This window comes from Lysinibacillus boronitolerans JCM 21713 = 10a = NBRC 103108 (assembly GCF_000772935.1).
Classification (GTDB): domain Bacteria; phylum Bacillota; class Bacilli; order Bacillales_A; family Planococcaceae; genus Lysinibacillus; species Lysinibacillus boronitolerans.
Genome location: NZ_JPVR01000068.1, coordinates 55,605 through 73,909 on the forward strand (window position 1 = coordinate 55,605; position 18,305 = coordinate 73,909).

The following is an 18,305-nucleotide window of genomic DNA, read 5'->3' on the forward strand; positions in this document are numbered from 1 at the left end:
GTAACGAAGGTTTATGTCAAGTGCAATTATTAATGGTAAAGAGATTGGTCAAGAAATTCGTAATGCTGTAGCAGAGCGTGTCACTCGATTAAAAGAGCGAGGGTTAACACCTGGTTTAGCGGTTGTGTTAGTTGGAGACAACCAGGCATCAGCTACATATGTGAGAAATAAACAAAAATCTTGTGAAGCGATTGGTATGTTTTCAGAACTCATTAAATTACCAGAAGAAACAACACAAGAGGAATTACTAGCACAAATTGAGCTTTTAAATCAGCGTGAGGATATTCATGGTATTTTAGTTCAATTACCTCTCCCAAAACATATTGATGAGGATACAGTCATTGCAACGATTGCTGTCGAGAAGGATGTCGATGGATTCTCACCTGTAAGCGTTGGGAAAATGATGCTTGGCCAAGAAACATTTTTACCTTGTACACCGTTTGGCGTGATGAAGCTTCTTGAGTATTCAGGAATTGAAATCGCAGGAAAGCATGCTGTAATCGTTGGGCGTAGTCATATCGTTGGTAAACCAATGGGACAACTACTTTTACAAAAAGATGCAACAGTGACCTATACACACTCTAAAACACCAGATTTACCTTCATTCACAAGACAAGCAGATATTTTAATTGCTGCTGTTGGACGTGCAAATTTTATTACGAAAGAGCACGTGAAAGAAGGGGCTGTTGTCATTGATGTAGGTATTAATCGCGATGACAACAATAAATTATGCGGCGACGTAAACTTTGCAGAAGTGGATGGAATTGCGTCTCATATTACGCCTGTACCAGGTGGCGTAGGACCAATGACCATCACGATGTTACTATTCAACACAGTGCAAGCAGCTGAAAATACGCTTGTACAATAAAAAACCTTTTGAAATAAGTCATCTCAACATTGTGTGAGGTGACTTTTTTTGTTGTGTAAAATCCGAACTTTTCTTCGATTTGGTCGTCTAATGTAACGTTTGGGACATACATACTTAGAAGGAGGTTTTTATGGAAAATATCGATATAATGTTAATCGTCAAGCATATCATTATTGGACTTGTACAAGGCTTTACAGAGCCAATTCCTGTATCGTCGAGTGGACATGTGATGATTGCCAGCGAAATACTGGGACTAGGTGAACAAGGCTTTACTTTTGCCATCTTAACAAATACAGCTTCGTTACTTGCTATTATGTATATTTATCGTGAGGATATTGTTCGTCTGATCAGCCATTTTTTTCTTTATTTGAAAACTAGAGAAAAGCGTTATAACGCCGATTTTCGCTTTGCTCTCTATATTGTCATCGGTTCAATCCCTGCTGGCGTTTTAGGGGTGTTATTAAGTGATGTTATTGCAGATAACGTAAGTATGACGACGATTGCGGTCATGCTATTTGTTACAGGGACTGCGTTATGGCTAATTCGTAATATGCATGGTAAGAAGAAAGATGCAGATTTGCGTGCAAAAGATGCCATCATTGTTGGGTTGGGGCAAGCAGTCGCTTTAACGCCGGGAATTAGCCGTTCAGGTGCTACGATTATTTCGGCCATAGCAGTAGGGATGAAGCAGGATACAGCCTTACGTTTTTCCTTTATGCTTTATATTCCTGTAAGTTTGGGTGGGGTAGTCCTTGGCATTACAGATTTTCTAGATGAGCCGAATAAAGGTGCCTTAGCTCTTCCTTATGCCGCCACTTTCTTGGCAACACTCATCATGACTTATTTCGCAATGCGTTGGTTTATGGGCATTATGAAAAGTGGCAAACTTAGCTACTTTACGTATTATTGTTTTATTGTCGGAACTCTTTTATTACTATTCTATTAAAATATAAAGTCTCATAACGTATGAAGTTATGAGGCTTTGTTTGTTATTTGTCATAATATACGGTTTCTAATAGTGAGAACGTGTAGGAATGTGTTATAGTTGTTTTTCGATAGAAGAAAGACAGTCATTTTTTCTAGCGAAACTGCATTTTAGCACGTCAACGACTGTAAAAAATGTTATGATAGGTGTAGTTTTGTGAAAAACTTGATTTTAGTAAAGGAGCCGAAAACATGTCCTCTGCTTCTTATTTAACAGTAAAAGCGTTAACAAAATATATTAAACGAAAATTCGATGCAGATCCACATTTGCGTGAAGTGTATGTAAAAGGTGAATTATCGAATGTGAAAATTCATCAATCCGGCCATATTTACTTTACATTAAAGGATGATGGTGCCCGAATAGCTGCTACGATGTTTAAAACAGCAGCTACCAAATTAGCGTTTGAACCAAAGGAAGGCATGCAAGTATTTATCCGTGGGGATGTAAACGTTTACGAAGGCTATGGAACCTATCAGCTATATGTACAGGAAATGCAGCCAGATGGCATTGGCAGCCTGTTTGTTGCCTTTAATCAATTAAAAGAGCAATTACAAAAAGAAGGTCTTTTTAAACCTGAATGGAAACAACCAATACCAAAATTTCCCGAAAAAATTGGTGTGCTTACTTCAACTACTGGTGCAGCTATACGGGATATTTGTACAACCTTAAAGAGACGTTACCCACTTGCTGAAATTTTGATTTATCCAACACTTGTGCAAGGAGCTCAAGCAGCACCGAATATTGTGCAAAATATTCAACGTGCTAATCAAGAGACAAGCTGTGATGTGTTGATTGTTGGGCGAGGAGGAGGCTCCATCGAGGATTTATGGGCATTTAATGAAGAGATTGTGGCACGAGCTATTTTTGAAAGCCGAATCCCTATTATAAGTGCGGTTGGCCATGAAACAGATACGACGATCGCCGACTATGTAGCTGATTTACGTGCACCTACTCCAACAGCAGCTGCTGAGATGGCTGTGCCAGATCAGGCGGAGCTCTACCAACGGGTGCTTACGCAGAAATCACAGCTTCATCAAATGGTTAGGTCGCAACTTATGGCAGAGCGACAGCGTCTAAATAAGCTCCAGCAGTCTTATCCATTGTCAATGCCAGAAAGACTTTATCGCCCTTTTACAGAAAGATTGGCACAGCTTGAGTCAGGATTGCAGACAGCGATGCAAGTAAGCTTGATGAAAAAAACCGCCCAACTTCAACAATTACATAGTACGGTGGAGCAACATTCACCCAAAAAGGCACTTGCTTTTCATCAGAGAGAGCTTGAAGCGCGCGTCCAACAATTAACACGTGCGACTACGTATTATGTGGCGAAACAGCAACAACAATTTGAGTCAAACGTTAGAACATTAGAAGCTTTAAATCCACTGTCCATTCTAACAAGAGGCTTTACAGTAGCATATAAAGATCAGCAAATGATCAAATCATCCACTGAGGTGCAAAAGCAGGATCAACTGACACTGACCTTCCATGATGGAAAGGTTGTGGCTGAAGTGACGAATATCTTGCCAAAGAATGAGGGGGAATTGTTGTGACAGAAAAACAACAAACATTTGCAGAAGCCATGACGGCACTAGAAGAAATTGTTCGCCAGTTAGAACAAGGTGATGTGCCATTGGAAAATGCCATTGATTTATACAAGCAAGGAATGGAGCTATCAAAGTTTTGCCATAGTAAGCTGCAACATGCAGAGGAGCAGCTTGTATCAATTGTCCAAGAGACTGGTGAAACAACAGCATTTGATCCACTAAAGGGAGAGAATTAGGAAATGAATGAGCCATTAAAGTACTTTATTGAAAGCAATACACCACAAATTGAAGAGACGATGTTTGCACTTGTTGAACAAATTGATGCACCAGCAGATTTAAAGGAATCCATGCTTTATTCATTAAAGGCAGGCGGTAAACGAATTCGTCCACTTTTTGTGTTAGCGGTACTAGAGCTTTACCGTGAAAATCTCCAGGACGGTTTGATTGTCGGTTCAGTGATTGAAATCATTCATACGTATTCGTTAATCCATGATGATCTACCAAGCATGGATAATGATGATTTCAGAAGAGGCAAGCCAACAAATCATAAAGTTTACGGAGAAGCGCTGGCTACGCTTGCTGGTGATGCGTTAAACACACTGGCATTTGGCATTTTAGCACGCATGAATATCTCTGCTGAAAAGCGTATTGAACTTGTCCAATTGCTAAGCGTTGCAGCAGGTGCAGAAGGCATGGTTGGTGGTCAAGTACTAGATATGGAAGGGGAGCAACGTCAGCTTAATTTAGCTGAATTGGAACAAGTCCATGTCAATAAAACAGGTGCTTTATTGCGTTTTAGTATTGAAGCGGGAGCCGTACTTGCAGATGTATCAGAACAAGACCGTGCTACATTGAAGGAGTATGCGCATCATATTGGTTTAGCTTTCCAAATTCAAGACGATATTTTAGATATTGAGGGAACGACTGAAGAACTAGGAAAAACAGCTGGGAAAGATGTCGCTAGTGATAAAAGCACCTATCCAGCACTTCTAACATTAGAGGGAGCAAAAGAAAAGCTTGCTGAGCATTATCAACATGCCATTAACGCACTCGATCAATTACCAATAGATGTAAGCCTATTACGTGACTTTGCTGCTTATATAGTTCATCGTAAAAACTAAGAGAAAATCAAGGCGTTGAAGGAAAAGAATATGCTAGAATAGGTGGGAACGTTTGCAATATGCAAACAATGAAGTGCTCGTACTTTTAGCATATTGATAACACTGCTATAATGGTGGAAACACAATTGCGGTGAATATTTTATTGAAAAGGTGTGTGAGAAAGGTGGATTTAAATAAAATAACTAGTCCATCCTTTTTAAAAAACTTAAATAAGAAGGAGCTTGAGCAGCTTGCCCAAGAAATTCGTACCTTCTTAATCGAAAAATGTTCTGTCACAGGTGGGCATATCGGGCCGAATTTAGGCGTAGTTGAGTTAACGATGATGCTGCATAAAATGTTTGACAGTCCTAAAGATAAGTTTTTGTGGGATGTTGGCCACCAAGCTTACGTGCATAAAATTTTAACAGGTCGTGCGAGTCAATTTGACACACTACGTCAGTTCAAAGGGCTTTGTGGATTTCCAAAGCGCGTGGAGAGTGAACATGATGAGTGGGAAACAGGTCATAGCTCGACATCTTTATCAGCAGCCATGGGTATGGCAGCAGCACGTGATATAAAAAAAGAAAACAACTTTGTTATCCCTATTATTGGTGATGGGGCTTTAACAGGGGGTATGGCACTTGAGGCATTAAATCATATTGGCCATGCAAAAACAAATATGATTGTCATCCTCAACGATAATGAAATGTCGATTGCACCAAATGTTGGCGCATTACACAATGTTTTAGGTCGACTACGTACAGCCAAGGAATACTCAAAAGCCAAGGAAGAGCTGGAATCACTTATTAATAAGATTCCAGTATTAGGTGGAAAGCTTGCCTCTACTGTTGAACGCGTAAAGGATAGCTTAAAATATTTAGTAGTATCTGGTGTGTTTTTTGAGGAGCTAGGCTTTAAATACCTTGGTCCAATTGATGGACATGATTTTGAAGCGCTTGAAATGACATTATCACATGCGAAAAAAGTAAAAGGGCCAGTCCTTGTTCATGTTATTACGAAAAAAGGAAAGGGCTATAAACCAGCCGAGGATGATACAATTGGGAATTGGCATGGAACAGGTCCTTATAAAATTGAAAATGGTGCCTTTGTGAAGTCTGAGACTACTGGACCAGCATGGAGTAGTTTAATTGCTGAGACAGTTCGTAAAATTGCTCATGAAAATGAGCGAGTGGTAACGATTACACCTGCCATGCCTGTAGGTTCAAAGCTGCAAGGTATTCAAAAGGACTTCCCAAATCGTTTCTTTGATGTAGGGATTGCGGAGCAACATGCGGCAACGATGGCTGCAGGATTAGCGACGCAAAAGATGAAACCATTTTTAGCGATTTATTCCACATTCCTGCAACGTGCATATGACCAAGTATTGCATGATATTGCTCGCCCGAATTTAAATGTCTTTATTGGTATTGATCGTGCTGGTTTAGTGGGAGCAGATGGGGAAACACATCAAGGTGTATTTGATATTGCTTTCCTTCGTCATATTCCAAACATGACAATCATGATGCCAAAGGATGAGAATGAAGGGCAACATATGGTAAAAACAGCGATTGATTATGATGGTGGTCCAATTGCACTTCGTTATCCACGTGGTAATGGAATTGGTGTGCCATTAGATGATGAGCTTGTAGCTTTACCAATTGGTAGCTGGGAAGTTTTACGTGAAGGGAAAGACGCCTCTATCTTGACATTTGGAACAACGATTCCAATGGCAATGGCTGCTGCAGAAATGCTTGCGCAACAAGGGATCGATATTGAAGTAGTCAATGCACGCTTTATCAAACCTATGGATGAAGATATGCTCCACCGTATATTATCTAGCCAAAAACCGATTTTAACTATTGAAGAAGCTGTTCTACAAGGTGGATTTGGTAGTGGTGTATTAGAGTTTGCTCATGACCATGGCTATTTAAATGCGCTTATTGATCGAATGGGTATCCCAGATCAATATATTGAGCATGGCAACGTAGATCAGCTACTCGCAGAAATTCATATGACAGCGGAGGATACGGTTGCACGTATGCACGTATTACTTCAACAAAAACAGCAAGTGGGTTTAAATAAATAATGACAAAACAACCAAAAGAACGAGTAGATATTTTACTTGTAGAGCGTGGACTATGTGAAACAAGAGAAAAAGCAAAACGCTCCATTATGGCGGGTCTTGTCTTTTCGAATGAAATACGAATTGATAAGGCAGGCGAGAAAATTGCCATCGATGCACCGCTACAAGTAAAGGGCTCAGATTTAAAATATGTGAGTCGTGGTGGCCTTAAATTAGAAAAGGCGCTACAAATTTTTGATATGTCTGTAGAAGGGAAGCTGATGCTTGACATTGGCTCCTCTACAGGTGGCTTTACAGATTGTGCCTTACAGCATGGTGCAAGACATTGCTATGCACTAGATGTTGGTTCGAACCAACTAGCATGGAAAATTCGCTCAGATGAACGAGTGACAGTAATGGAGAAAACGAATTTTCGCTATACAACGGCAGCCGATTTATCAGAAGGTTTACCTGATTTTGCAACAATCGATGTCAGCTTTATTTCGTTATCACTGATTTTACCAGTATTAAAAACATTATTGCTGCCAGGCGGGGATGTTATGGCATTGGTAAAACCTCAGTTTGAAGCTGGGAAAGATAAAGTAGGTAAAAAAGGAATTGTTCGTGATAAAAAAGTCCATTTAGAAGTTTTGGAAAAAACGGCTGCAATGGCAACAGAGATTGGTTTTGTAGTGAAAGATGCTTCCTTCTCTCCAATCACAGGTGGAGAAGGAAATATTGAATTTTTATTCCATTTAGTGAATCCTATTGGACAAGAAGATCTACCTGCATATACAGCTTTTAATGCACTCGTTGAAGAAGCGCATAATTCTTTAAAATAACACGTGCTCGCTTATAGAGCCGTGTTTTTTCTTGTGCTTTTTTGTTGAAAATGGTAGTGTGATTATACACATATACAATTATTTATAAGAGGTGATTTCGTTGAATAAGGGACAACGACATATACGGATTCGGGATATTATCGCCAATCATGAAATTGAAACACAAGATGATTTAGTCGATTTTTTAAAAGATGCAGGCTATAATGTGACACAAGCTACAGTATCAAGGGATATAAAAGAGCTTCATTTAGTGAAAGTACCATTGCAGGATGGGCGTTATAAATATAGCTTACCCGCAGATCAGCGTTTCAACCCAGTCCAAAAATTACATCGTGCATTAGCAGATGCTTTTGTAAGTATTGATGGAGCATCTCATTTTTTAGTCATGAAAGCTCTTCCTGGGAATGCGAATGCGATTGCATCCCTACTTGACCATTTAGATTGGCCAGAAATTTTAGGTACGATTTCTGGAGATGATACCATTTTAATTATTTGTCGAAATGAAAATGAGCGTGAAAATACAAAAAATCGCTTATTAGATATGCTTTAATTTGATTTAGAGGTGACATTTTGTGTTAAGAGAGCTTAGTATTCGAAACTTTGCCATCATTGAGGATTTGACTGTCAGCTTCTTAGAAGGCTTAACAGTTCTCACAGGGGAAACAGGTGCCGGAAAATCCATTATCATTGATGCGGTGCATTTACTTGCAGGTGGACGAGGCAACACTGAATTTATTCGACATGGCGCAAGAAAAGCAGAATTGGGTGGCTTATTTCAAATTTCGAGTTCAGCTCATCCTGTTCTGAAAAAGTTAGAAGAAGCAGGCATTGAAATAGAAGAAGATACGATTATTTTACGTCGTGATTTAAATGACACTGGTAAAAGTATTTGTCGTGTGAATGGAAAGCTTGTGCCCTTATCGGTGCTTAGAGACATTGGGGCAAGTCTCATTGATATTCATGGTCAGCATGAAAATCAAGAGCTAATGGATGAAAAGCAACACATCAATTTGCTTGACCAGTTTGCAGAAGAAGAGCTATTGCCCATTCAAAAAACGTATCGTGCCCAGTACGATGAATACCGTTTGCTCAAAAAAGACTTAGCTTCTATATCCATTGATGAGCAGCTGATGGCACAACGTATCGATTTGTATCAATTTCAAATTAAAGAGTTGGACGAAGCTAATTTAAAGTTAGGTGAGGAAGACGAGCTTCTAGACGAACGGCGTCGTCTGATGAATTTTAATAAAATTTTTGAACGTTCTAGTGCAGCCTATGAGGCCATACAGGGCGAAACAAAAGGGCTTGATTGGATCGGAACAGCAATGGGTGCTTTAGAAGATGCTGCAATGGTTGATGAGCAATTCAAAGAATCATCGGAGGCAGTTACAAGTGCGTTTTATGCATTACAGGATGCAGCCTATCAGGTTAAAAATGTGTTAGATGAATTGGAATTTGACCCTGCACGTTTAAACGAGGTGGAGCAGCGTTTAGCGTTGTTGCAAACTTTAAAACGCAAATATGGTACGACAGTGGAAGAGATCTTGGCTTATTATGAAAAAATTAAAAACGAGTTAAATGAGCTGTTGAACCGTGATGAGATTTTGCAGGTGAAAGAACGACGTGTGTTAGAAATGGAAGCTGTACTCAATGAGCTGGCTAGTGAACTTTCAACTGTACGTAAAGCTGCGGCTCAACAATTGAGTGAAGCAATTATGGCAGAGCTACGTGAATTACATATGGAAAAAGCAAAATTTATTGTCAATTTCGATGAATTACCCTATTTCGACGCCAATGGGAAAGATCAAATTATCTTCTACATTTCCACAAACGTTGGGGAGCCACCAAAGTCTTTACCGAAAATTGCATCCGGTGGAGAATTATCACGAATGATGCTAGCGTTGAAAACCATTTTCTCTTCTTCCAATGGCATTACTTCCATTATCTTTGATGAGGTGGATACAGGTGTCAGTGGTCGTGTTGCGCAAGCAATTGCAGAGAAAATTGCTGCGATTTCAGTTAATTCTCAAGTTTTATGTATTTCCCATTTACCTCAAGTTGCAGCGATGGCAGATCATCATTACTTCATCAAAAAAGAAGTCGAGCATGATCGAACGTTTACTTCCTTATCAGAAATTGATCAAGATGCTCGTATAGAGGAAGTTAGCCGTATGATGTCTGGAACGGAAATTACAGCTTTGACACTACAGCATGCGACAGAGCTTTTAAAAATGGCAGATGAACGAAAAAAACAAATGCGTTAACCATTATTCCAGAAACAGTTTCAGCTGTTTCTGGCTTTTTTCATTTTGCGCAAATATTTACCGCTTATAAGAACGTCACAACAACACATAGTAAAAAGACAAAAATGAAAAGGAGGTGTCGTATGAATCGTCATTGGCGTCAATTAGTCATTTTGCCTATGCTCATCTTTTTATTAGTAATGCCTATACAAGCTTTAGCCGCCAAAAAGCTTATACCAATGGGCGAAGCAATTGGAATTCAACTTCAATTGTCACATGTATTTGTCGCACACGATGTACTATTAGCTTCCAATCAGTGGATGAAAGGAGGCGCTGTTATTGAAAAAATAAACGATATACCAGTAAAATCCCTTGCTGAAGCCAAGCAGGCTGTGGCAAAAGATGGCCAACAAAAATGGACGATCAATAGTGAAGGCCAACAAATTACATTAGAATTACAAAACCAAGAAGCAGAGCATGTCATTTCCTTTTTAAAAGATGAAACAGATGGAGTAGGAACACTGACTTATATTGATCCAGAGACAAAAAATTACGGTGCACTAGGTCATCAAATTGTCGATTCAACCCTACAAGAAGCCCCTGTTTTTAGAGCTGGCTCCATTTTTTTAGCTTCTATTCAGCAAATCCGAAAAAGCACACCAGGCCAACCAGGCTATAAAATTTCCTCCATTGAAAAGCATCAAGAACGCCTAGGCAGTATAGATAAAAATACTATTTATGGTATTTTTGGCCGCTGGGAAGACGGTTATCAACAAAGATTACCCAAAGCGATAGAAATTATGCATGAAAAAGATATAAAAACGGGGAAAGCTGAAATCTATACAGCCATTGAAGGCAGTAAGGTGGAAACCTTTTCAATAGAAATTACCAAAGTGGAAAATGAACGCCTTGAATTTATAGTATCTGACGAGAAGCTCATTGAAAAAACAGGTGGCATTTTGCAGGGAATGAGTGGCAGTCCTATTATCCAAGACGGTCGTTTTGTCGGTGCTGTGACACATATGTTTGTGGAGGAGCCGAAAAAAGGTGCAGCGCTAACAGTAGCGGAAATGTTAAGAAGGTCTTCATAAAAAGGTATGAAAGGTAAAAATCCGTTTAATTTTCCCCAGGCAGGACAAAAGCCGCGGGAAACTACACGGATTTTTTACCTTTATTTCATCGAATCCAACATGTATTTCCGATAATTTCCTGAAGAAGGCATGATATTTAAAAAAACTGTAGTTTTATCTACTAAATTTATCTAAAATAAGTTATAAGAGCATTCGACAGGTCGCAGTTCTTTAGCATAACTTGTCGATATTAAAAGAAAGTATCGGACTACATACTCATTTTTGGAAATAGAAAAGGTTTTTAAAACAAAAATGTCGAAAATTCCACAGTGTGCCAAAAACGGCATTTAGGGGTTTAGGTTATCGCTTTGAGGTGTTCAAAGCAAGTCCAGAAGGAGGAATTGAAATGACAAAGGTAAAAGTAGCGATTGCAGATGATAATCGTGAGTTATTAAAAACAATGGAGCAGTATTTTCAAGGACATGCCGAAATAGAAATTATTGCAACTGCTTCAAACGGAAAAGTATGTCTACAAATGCTTGAGGAATTTACACCAGATATTTTACTTCTAGATATAATAATGCCTCATCTTGACGGTTTAGCTGTATTAGAGTCCATGTATCAAAATGAAAAAATGTCATCAATTCAAGTCATTATGCTAACGGCTTTTGGCCAAGAGGATGTCATGAAACAAGCGGTAGATTTAGGAGCTTCCTATTTCATGCTAAAGCCCTTTGAATTCGACCAATTGGTACAAAAGATTTTACATTGCGCTGGACAGAAGGCGACACTTCCGAAAAAGACAAGCGTACTACAACCGACAGTACCTCAAAAATTAAATCAGCATCAATTAGACAGTACAATTACGGCTATCATTAAAGAAATCGGTGTACCCGCACATATTAAGGGCTACTCCTATTTACGTGAAGCCATTCAAATGGTCTTTGAGGATATTGAATTATTAGGATCGGTAACAAAAATTTTATATCCAGAAATCGCGAAAAAGTTTAATACGACACCATCTCGTGTGGAACGTGCGATTCGCCATGCCATTGAGGTTGCATGGAATCGCGGCAATTATGAATCCATTTCGTCAATGTTTGGTTATACTGTCCATCACTTAAAATCCAAGCCTACAAATAGCGAATTCATTGCCATGATCGCAGACAAAATCCGCATTGATATGATGGCTAGCTAGTACCAATATAATCATTAACATATACAGCAATTATACTTCGCATAGTATAGCGTCTTTTTAAATCATATTGTTTAAAAGGGCGCTTTTTTTGTTACTTCAACAAATACTATGGAAATTTCTGTGGCTGTCCTTTAACATTGAAACCGTTAAAAGAACGTCTAAATCAGATAAAAATACACGAAATACATGTAAGAAGGGCAATGGAGTTATTATTCTCATGGTAGGTGATCACAGTAAAAAGTGTAAATATTCAATTAGAGGGAATGAATTCGCTCGAAATCACTCAGATTGAGGAAGAGCTATTTGAGGTGCGTTTAGTATTCGATGGTAAAATAAGTATGCAATATATGAATCGACAGCAATTGAAACAACTAGGTTCTACTTTCCAAATCGAAAGTAATATCAATGAAATAGTTTAAAATACCTAAAATAGCTATAATTTAGTGAGAAGCAATCCTCAATACCTGTCAATGGGAGATGTTTTATTTAAAATAGCCTAATGGAATTACTTTGGATTTATCGGTAATTTTAATAAAAAAACTCAAAAACAAACAATTAATTGGTATTAATTATCTATTTTTATTTATAAAAAATAAAATATTGGCTCATGTTTTAATGATTAGGTGGTACTATTTTCTTTCTCGGTAGTGACAATGGTCTCTAAACAAATGTAAGTGGATTGTATATACTTACATATAGAGGGAAGGAGGAGGTAGCTTGATTCTAGTTCGAAATGAAAACTTCGAAATTTCTGAGGAAAATGGCAAGGTATTTATGCTTACTTTTAGCCCTGGTTTCCCATTAAAAGAATTTGACAGCATCCTACGTAGTCATCCACGACTGAAATTATCTAATTTTTCAATTTTAAAAAATGTGTTATCAACCCAGAATACAAATCCTGTTGAAATTGGACGCTGGCTTCCGAACATTGAAGCAGAAGTGGCACGTGATAAGATGTCAGCCTCTGTTTTTATATATGAAACGCATGATTATATTCAAAATAATAAAGAAAAATTAACACAACAAATCCGAGAAACACTTAATGAAAATGGAATTGTACACGGAATATTGGATTTTGATATATTGAAGGCTGAACCAGGAAAAGCATTCTTAATTGCTCAAGGCGAGCAACCTATAGCAGGAATAGATGCACAAATTACATACTTACCTAAACCCGAGAGAAAGCCAGTCATTCGTGAAGACGGTAAAGCGGATTACTATGATATGAATTTTATTTCGGAAATTTCAGAAGGCTCTTGGCTAGGTGAAAAGATTCCTGCGACATTAGGTAAACCGGGGAAAAATGTGCTAGGTCAAGAAGTTGCTGCTGTACCTGGTCGAGATTATCCAATCAAATACGATACAAAATCGGCCTATGAAGTGGAAGAAGACGGAAAAATCGTCATTCGCTCGAAAATTGCTGGTGTTTTAGATGATGTCAAAGGCATGATTGGTGTAAACAGACACCTTCCTATAAATGGGGATGTTGGAGTGGAAACAGGTAACCTTGAATTTAATGGTTCACTTAGTATTAAAGGTACAGTAACAAGTGGCTATACGGTTATTGCAACTGGCGATATTTCCATTGAGGGAGCTGAGGGTGTAAGCGGTGCCAAGCTTATTAAATCCATTGAGGGTGATGTCTATATTCGTGGTGGCATCTTTGGACTTGGTTCAACAGTGGTAGAAGCAGGTGGCAATATATTTGTTAAACATGTGAATGAAGCAAATTTATTTGCAGCTAATAGTATTCATATTGGTTTTTACGCACTAGGATCACAGCTTTCTGCTCATTCGATTTATGTGGATGAACGAAAAGGTAAAATTATTGGGGGACGTGCAGTAGCCAAAAATACGATTGTTACGGCCATTTCTGGGAACCGATTAGAGCGACGAACAGATTTGATAATAGAAAGTATTAATAAGCAAGAGAATAACACCGTGATGCAGGAAAAAGCAGCACAGCTAAGACAATTGCAAACAGAGATTTCAGCACACGAGAGTAGCATGAAAAATTTATTGCCTTTTCTCAATCAAATGTCCAAAGAACAAGCAGCGTCCTTTGAAGTGACAAAGCAAGCCTTAACTAAATTAAAGGGCGAAGCGCTTACATTAGATCGTGAAATCAAATTATTAATGGATGAAATGCGTCATGTAGGGAAAGAAGAGATTATTGTGACAAAAGAGGCTCATCCTGGAACGTATATTCAAATTGGCAGAAAATCATCTTTATTAAGCAAAATGACGAATGGTAAATTCATGCTAGAATTTGGTGAGTTAAATGTCTAAGGCAGCCTTTATTCCTGTTTTTGCACATCGTGGTGCTTCTGCTTATGCATTAGAGAATACCTTTAAAGCTTTTGAAAAGGCCTTAGAGCTAGGTGCTGATGGAATTGAATTAGATATTCAATTCTCAAAAGATGGTTTACCTGTAGTGTATCATGATCCACAATTATCGAGGTTAGTAGGCACCAATAAATTGGTAAGCGATTGTACGATCGAGGAGCTTCTGCGCTTTAAACTTGGTAAGCCTTGGAGACGTTTATTTTCGTCATATAAGATGCCAGCGTTTGAGGCAGTTTTAGCATGGGCAAATACACAGCAGATGCCGTTGAATATTGAATTAAAATCAACGATCTTGGACAATAAGAGTGGGCTAATTCATTTCCTTCGTGGGTTAGCTCTGCCAAAAGGTAGTCATTTTTCATCCTTTCACTATGAGCTTTTAGAGATCGTAAAAAAGCATAGACCAGAATTTGAAACGGCCCTTATTGCGACGAAAAAAATAAAATGGGATCTTCTAGCTGATTATAAAGCGGCTGATAGTGTGCATATGCATAAAAGGTACTACAAACCAAGATACTTGGAGGCCTGTGTTACAAGTGAAAAAGCATGTCGTTTTTATGCTATTGATGGTACAGAATCATTTTTAACCAATCCGCACCCTTCTGTCATTGGTTGGATTACGGATTATCCTGATAAAGTCCTCAGATCTCAGCAACGGGTATAAAAAGAGCTATCCAGTAAGTCTTTCCTGACTTATTTGGATAGCTCTTTTTATTTTTTTTGGAAGCGTGGTGCTACTTTTCCGTTTTTTCGATCGCGATGTAGTAAAAATCCAGCGAAAAACCCAAAGCCTATTACGAAGAAAATGACCCCAACTATAAATTGCAGCCATAAAAATGGGAATGGTGAAATGAGCTTACCAAATAATGTATCACGCATAAATTTAATGCCACCTGCAGCCATAAGACCTGGAATAAGCATTACAATAAATGCAGCTAAACGGGCCATGTATACCCCTCCTTATTCCTATGATTAATTTTACCTGTGGATGGTAGAATGTCAAGGAAGGGTATAAACCAATATAATATTTTTAGCTAAAAACGTAACAGGACAGAAAGTAGCAATTGTAACTGAATGTTTAGAAAATTCTTACTTAAATAAGAATATGTAATAATAGTTGCGAAATTGTGAATTTGTCAGTATTGTAAAAATAAGTGGAGCAATATTATCCATTACTAAACAATTTCTTCTTTAAGTATTAGGGTCTAAACACCTACTGAATAATAGGAGCTCAGAATTTGCTGAGTGAGGACGCTACAAAGATTAGATTGTTAGATAAAACTTGATTGGATGGGCATTTGGGGATGCACTTTCCAAAGCAAAGGGGCGAGTTTCATGGAAATCTTCAAGTATATGGAAAAGTATGATTACGAACAATTGGTATTTTGCCAAGATGAAGCATCAGGGTTAAAAGCGGTTATCGCTATCCATGATACAACACTTGGACCAGCACTAGGTGGAGCACGTATGTGGACGTATGCGTCAGAAGAAAATGCAATTGAAGATGCATTACGTTTAGCACGAGGAATGACTTACAAAAATGCTGCAGCTGGTTTAAACCTTGGCGGTGGAAAAACGGTCATTATTGGTGACCCATTTAAAGATAAAAATGAAGAAATGTTCCGTGCGTTAGGTCGTTTCATCCAAGGATTAAATGGCCGCTATATTACAGCTGAAGACGTAGGTACTACGGTATCGGATATGGATTTAATCCACGAGGAAACAAATTATGTAACAGGAATTTCTCCTGCATTCGGTTCTTCAGGTAATCCATCTCCAGTAACGGCTTATGGTGTTTATCGTGGTATGAAGGCAGCTGCAAAAGAAGCATTCGGTTCAGACTCACTAGAAGGATTAAAAATTTCTGTACAGGGTCTAGGAAATGTAGCCTACAAGCTTTGCGAGTATTTACATAATGAAGGGGCAAAACTTGTTGTAACAGATATCAATCAGGCAGCAATTGATCGAGTTGTTAATGACTTTGACGCGATTGCAGTGGCACCAGATGAAATCTATGCGCAAGAAGTTGATATTTTCTCACCATGTGCATTAGGTGCAATTTTAAATGATGAAACGATTCCACAATTAAAAGCGAAAGTGATTGCTGGGTCTGCAAATAACCAATTAAAAGATTCACGTCATGGTGACTACCTACATGAATTAGGTATCGTTTATGCACCAGATTATGTAATCAATGCTGGTGGCGTTATTAACGTTGCGGATGAATTATATGGCTATAATCGTGAACGTGCAATGAAACGCGTAGATGGCATTTATGATAGTATTGAAAAAATCTTTGCTATTTCAAAACGAGATGGCATTCCAACATATGTGGCAGCGAACCGCTTAGCAGAGGAACGTATCGCTCGCGTAGCAAAATCTCGCAGCCAATTCTTAAAAAATGAAAAAAATATTTTACACGGTCGCTAATTTACACGGTTGATACATGAAGAGAAGTCGCATTGTCGACTTCTTCTAATTTTCAACAAGAAATTAGGGCTTTCATGAAGTAAAGCTAAAGTTTCTAAAGCACTGACTGTTAAAAAATCACTTGGTTATTGTTTAATAGAATCCTTTAGCACTTTTCTCAATAGGGGGGAATAAACATGGCTCAAAATTATGATGTTGTCATTTTAGGTGGAGGTACAGGTGGTTATGTTGCAGCCATCCGCGCTGCTCAGCTAGGCTTGAAAACAGCCATTGTAGAGCGTGAGCGTTTAGGTGGTACTTGCTTGCATAAAGGCTGTATTCCAAGTAAAGCCTTACTACGAAGTGCCGAAGTATATCGTATGGCTAATAAAACAGCTAGCGAATATGGTGTCGATATCGAAGGTGTGACATTACAATTTGACAAAGTTCAAGCTAGGAAACAAGCAATCGTTGAGCAATTAAGTCAGGGTGTGAATACACTGATGAAAAAAGGAAAAATAGATGTTTATCATGGTACAGGGCGAATTTTGGGTCCATCTATTTTCTCACCTATGCCAGGTACAATATCTGTAGAAATGTCCAATGGCGATGAAAATGAAATGCTTGTGCCTACGAATGTTGTCATTGCAACGGGCTCAAAGCCTCGTGGTATGGCAGGGTTAACGATAGATGGGCAATATGTGCTGAATTCAGACCACGCATTACAGTTAGAAAGTTTACCAAAGTCACTGTTAATCGTTGGTGGCGGTGTTATCGGAATTGAGTGGGCATCCATGCTTTGCGATTTTGGTGTATATGTAACAGTTGTAGAATATGGTCCATCTATTTTACCAGCAGAAGATGCGGATATCGTTAAAGAAGTGACGAAACAACTTGAAAAACGAGGAGTTCGTATTGTTACGAATGCTCGCTTAGATACAAATACATTCAAAATCGAAAATGATAACGTTTTCATTTCTGCAAAAGTGAATGAAAAAGAAGAAATTTTTGAGGCTGATAAACTATTACTTTGTGTAGGGCGTGAGGCGAATACGCAAGGTATTGGTTTAGAAAATACAGAGATTGAAGTGGAAAACGGCTTTATTAAAGTGAATGATTCCTATCAAACGAAAGAGTCTCATATGTATGCCATAGGAGATGTGATTGGCGGCTTACAATTGGCACATGTCGCTTCTCATGAAGGGCTTTCAGCTATTGAGCATATAGCAACAGGGAAAACAGAGACATTGGATGCACTAAAAGTACCGAAATGTGTTTATTCCTATCCAGAGGTTGCTAGCATTGGATTAACAGAAAGTGCTGCTAAAGAACAAGGCTTTTCATTAAAGATTGGTAAATTCCCGTTTAAGGCCATTGGTAAAGCATTAGTAAATGGAGAAGCAGAAGGCTTTGTCAAAATTATTGCTGATGAAGAAACAGATGATATTTTGGGTATTCATATGGTAGGGCCTCATGTAACAGATTTAATTGGTGAAGCATCCTTAGCAAAAGTGTTAGATGCAACACCATGGGAAATTAGTCAGGCCATTCATCCACATCCATCCTTAAATGAGGTGTTAGTGGAATCTGCTCTCGCAGTGGATGATCGCGCTATCCATTTTTAATTTTCTGAATTTC

At 38.5% G+C, this 18,305-nt stretch carries 17 protein-coding genes; 16 read left to right on the plus strand and 1 reads right to left on the minus strand.

The window, feature by feature from the left end:
- Positions 1–13: 13 nt before the first annotated feature.
- From folD to CD31_RS07510, 14 genes are all read left to right on the plus strand, one after another.
- Positions 14–868 carry a bifunctional methylenetetrahydrofolate dehydrogenase/methenyltetrahydrofolate cyclohydrolase FolD gene (folD, locus tag CD31_RS07445; protein ID WP_016994733.1) on the plus strand — a complete coding sequence of 285 codons (855 nt, stop codon included), beginning with the start codon at positions 14–16 and terminating at the stop codon, positions 866–868.
- 130 nt (positions 869–998) lie between these two features.
- The gene (locus CD31_RS07450) at positions 999–1,814 is read left to right on the plus strand and encodes an undecaprenyl-diphosphate phosphatase (RefSeq protein ID WP_036076568.1); all 816 of its coding nucleotides are present in this window, start codon (positions 999–1,001) and stop codon (positions 1,812–1,814) included.
- Positions 1,815–2,044: 230 nt separating this feature from the next.
- Positions 2,045–3,403 (plus strand): exodeoxyribonuclease VII large subunit, encoded by a 1,359-nt coding sequence (gene xseA / locus CD31_RS07455; RefSeq protein WP_016994731.1) that lies wholly within the window; start codon positions 2,045–2,047, stop codon positions 3,401–3,403.
- On the plus strand, positions 3,400–3,633 hold the full coding sequence (xseB, locus tag CD31_RS07460) for an exodeoxyribonuclease VII small subunit (RefSeq protein ID WP_008179899.1): 234 nt from the start codon (positions 3,400–3,402) through the stop codon (positions 3,631–3,633). The genes xseA and xseB overlap by 4 nt, the downstream gene beginning before the upstream one ends.
- 3 nt (positions 3,634–3,636) lie before the next feature.
- Positions 3,637–4,518: a polyprenyl synthetase family protein gene (locus tag CD31_RS07465; RefSeq protein WP_016994730.1), complete on the plus strand. Its 882-nt coding sequence runs from the start codon at positions 3,637–3,639 to the stop codon at positions 4,516–4,518.
- A gap of 163 nt (positions 4,519–4,681) precedes the next feature.
- A complete protein-coding gene (gene dxs / locus CD31_RS07470) occupies positions 4,682–6,583 on the plus strand; it encodes a 1-deoxy-D-xylulose-5-phosphate synthase (protein WP_016994729.1) in 1,902 nt (633 codons plus the stop codon).
- Entirely contained in the window at positions 6,583–7,401 is an 819-nt protein-coding gene (locus tag CD31_RS07475) for a TlyA family RNA methyltransferase (RefSeq protein ID WP_016994728.1), read from the plus strand. Before dxs ends, CD31_RS07475 begins: the two co-directional genes overlap by 1 nt.
- A gap of 100 nt (positions 7,402–7,501) precedes the next feature.
- A complete protein-coding gene (ahrC, locus tag CD31_RS07480; protein WP_016994727.1) occupies positions 7,502–7,951 on the plus strand; it encodes a transcriptional regulator AhrC/ArgR in 450 nt (149 codons plus the stop codon).
- A gap of 22 nt (positions 7,952–7,973) precedes the next feature.
- Entirely contained in the window at positions 7,974–9,665 is a 1,692-nt protein-coding gene (gene recN, locus CD31_RS07485; protein WP_036076572.1) for a DNA repair protein RecN, read from the plus strand.
- A gap of 122 nt (positions 9,666–9,787) precedes the next feature.
- Positions 9,788–10,735 carry a SpoIVB peptidase S55 domain-containing protein gene (locus CD31_RS07490; RefSeq protein WP_016993891.1) on the plus strand — a complete coding sequence of 316 codons (948 nt, stop codon included), beginning with the start codon at positions 9,788–9,790 and terminating at the stop codon, positions 10,733–10,735.
- Between the two features lie 385 nt (positions 10,736–11,120).
- Entirely contained in the window at positions 11,121–11,912 is a 792-nt protein-coding gene (spo0A, locus tag CD31_RS07495; protein WP_016993890.1) for a sporulation transcription factor Spo0A, read from the plus strand.
- A gap of 263 nt (positions 11,913–12,175) precedes the next feature.
- The gene (locus CD31_RS23515) at positions 12,176–12,331 is read left to right on the plus strand and encodes a hypothetical protein (RefSeq protein WP_167334365.1); all 156 of its coding nucleotides are present in this window, start codon (positions 12,176–12,178) and stop codon (positions 12,329–12,331) included.
- A gap of 298 nt (positions 12,332–12,629) precedes the next feature.
- A complete protein-coding gene (locus tag CD31_RS07505) occupies positions 12,630–14,201 on the plus strand; it encodes a flagellar assembly protein A (protein WP_036076575.1) in 1,572 nt (523 codons plus the stop codon).
- Positions 14,194–14,922: a glycerophosphodiester phosphodiesterase gene (locus CD31_RS07510; RefSeq protein WP_036076577.1), complete on the plus strand. Its 729-nt coding sequence runs from the start codon at positions 14,194–14,196 to the stop codon at positions 14,920–14,922. Before CD31_RS07505 ends, CD31_RS07510 begins: the two co-directional genes overlap by 8 nt.
- 47 nt (positions 14,923–14,969) lie before the next feature.
- Here CD31_RS07510 and CD31_RS07515 read toward each other — a convergent pair whose 3' ends face one another.
- A complete protein-coding gene (locus CD31_RS07515) occupies positions 14,970–15,206 on the minus strand; it encodes a DUF2627 domain-containing protein (RefSeq protein WP_016993886.1) in 237 nt (78 codons plus the stop codon).
- A gap of 387 nt (positions 15,207–15,593) precedes the next feature.
- Here CD31_RS07515 and CD31_RS07520 point away from each other — a divergent pair, with 387 nt between their 5' ends.
- On the plus strand, positions 15,594–16,688 hold the full coding sequence (locus CD31_RS07520; RefSeq protein WP_036076580.1) for a Leu/Phe/Val dehydrogenase: 1,095 nt from the start codon (positions 15,594–15,596) through the stop codon (positions 16,686–16,688).
- A gap of 176 nt (positions 16,689–16,864) precedes the next feature.
- Positions 16,865–18,292, plus strand: a complete 1,428-nt coding sequence (gene lpdA / locus CD31_RS07525) for a dihydrolipoyl dehydrogenase (RefSeq protein WP_036076583.1) — start codon at positions 16,865–16,867, stop codon at positions 18,290–18,292.
- The last annotated feature ends 13 nt before the right edge of the window (positions 18,293–18,305 follow it).

Bases quoted from the DNA above. Each gene is read 5' to 3' on its own strand.
- CD31_RS07465 (WP_016994730.1), top strand. From the start codon at position 3,637: ATGAATGAGCCATTAAAGTACTTTATTGAAAGCAATACACCACAAATT.
- folD (WP_016994733.1), top strand. From the start codon at position 14: ATGTCAAGTGCAATTATTAATGGTAAAGAGATTGGTCAAGAAATTCGT.
- lpdA (WP_036076583.1), top strand. From the start codon at position 16,865: ATGGCTCAAAATTATGATGTTGTCATTTTAGGTGGAGGTACAGGTGGT.
- CD31_RS07520 (WP_036076580.1), top strand. From the start codon at position 15,594: ATGGAAATCTTCAAGTATATGGAAAAGTATGATTACGAACAATTGGTA.
- CD31_RS07515 (WP_016993886.1), bottom strand. From the start codon at position 15,206: ATGGCCCGTTTAGCTGCATTTATTGTAATGCTTATTCCAGGTCTTATG.
- spo0A (WP_016993890.1), top strand. From the start codon at position 11,121: ATGACAAAGGTAAAAGTAGCGATTGCAGATGATAATCGTGAGTTATTA.
- CD31_RS07450 (WP_036076568.1), top strand. From the start codon at position 999: ATGGAAAATATCGATATAATGTTAATCGTCAAGCATATCATTATTGGA.
- CD31_RS07490 (WP_016993891.1), top strand. From the start codon at position 9,788: ATGAATCGTCATTGGCGTCAATTAGTCATTTTGCCTATGCTCATCTTT.
- CD31_RS23515 (WP_167334365.1), top strand. From the start codon at position 12,176: ATGAATTCGCTCGAAATCACTCAGATTGAGGAAGAGCTATTTGAGGTG.
- xseA (WP_016994731.1), top strand. From the start codon at position 2,045: ATGTCCTCTGCTTCTTATTTAACAGTAAAAGCGTTAACAAAATATATT.
- CD31_RS07510 (WP_036076577.1), top strand. From the start codon at position 14,194: ATGTCTAAGGCAGCCTTTATTCCTGTTTTTGCACATCGTGGTGCTTCT.
- CD31_RS07475 (WP_016994728.1), top strand. From the start codon at position 6,583: ATGACAAAACAACCAAAAGAACGAGTAGATATTTTACTTGTAGAGCGT.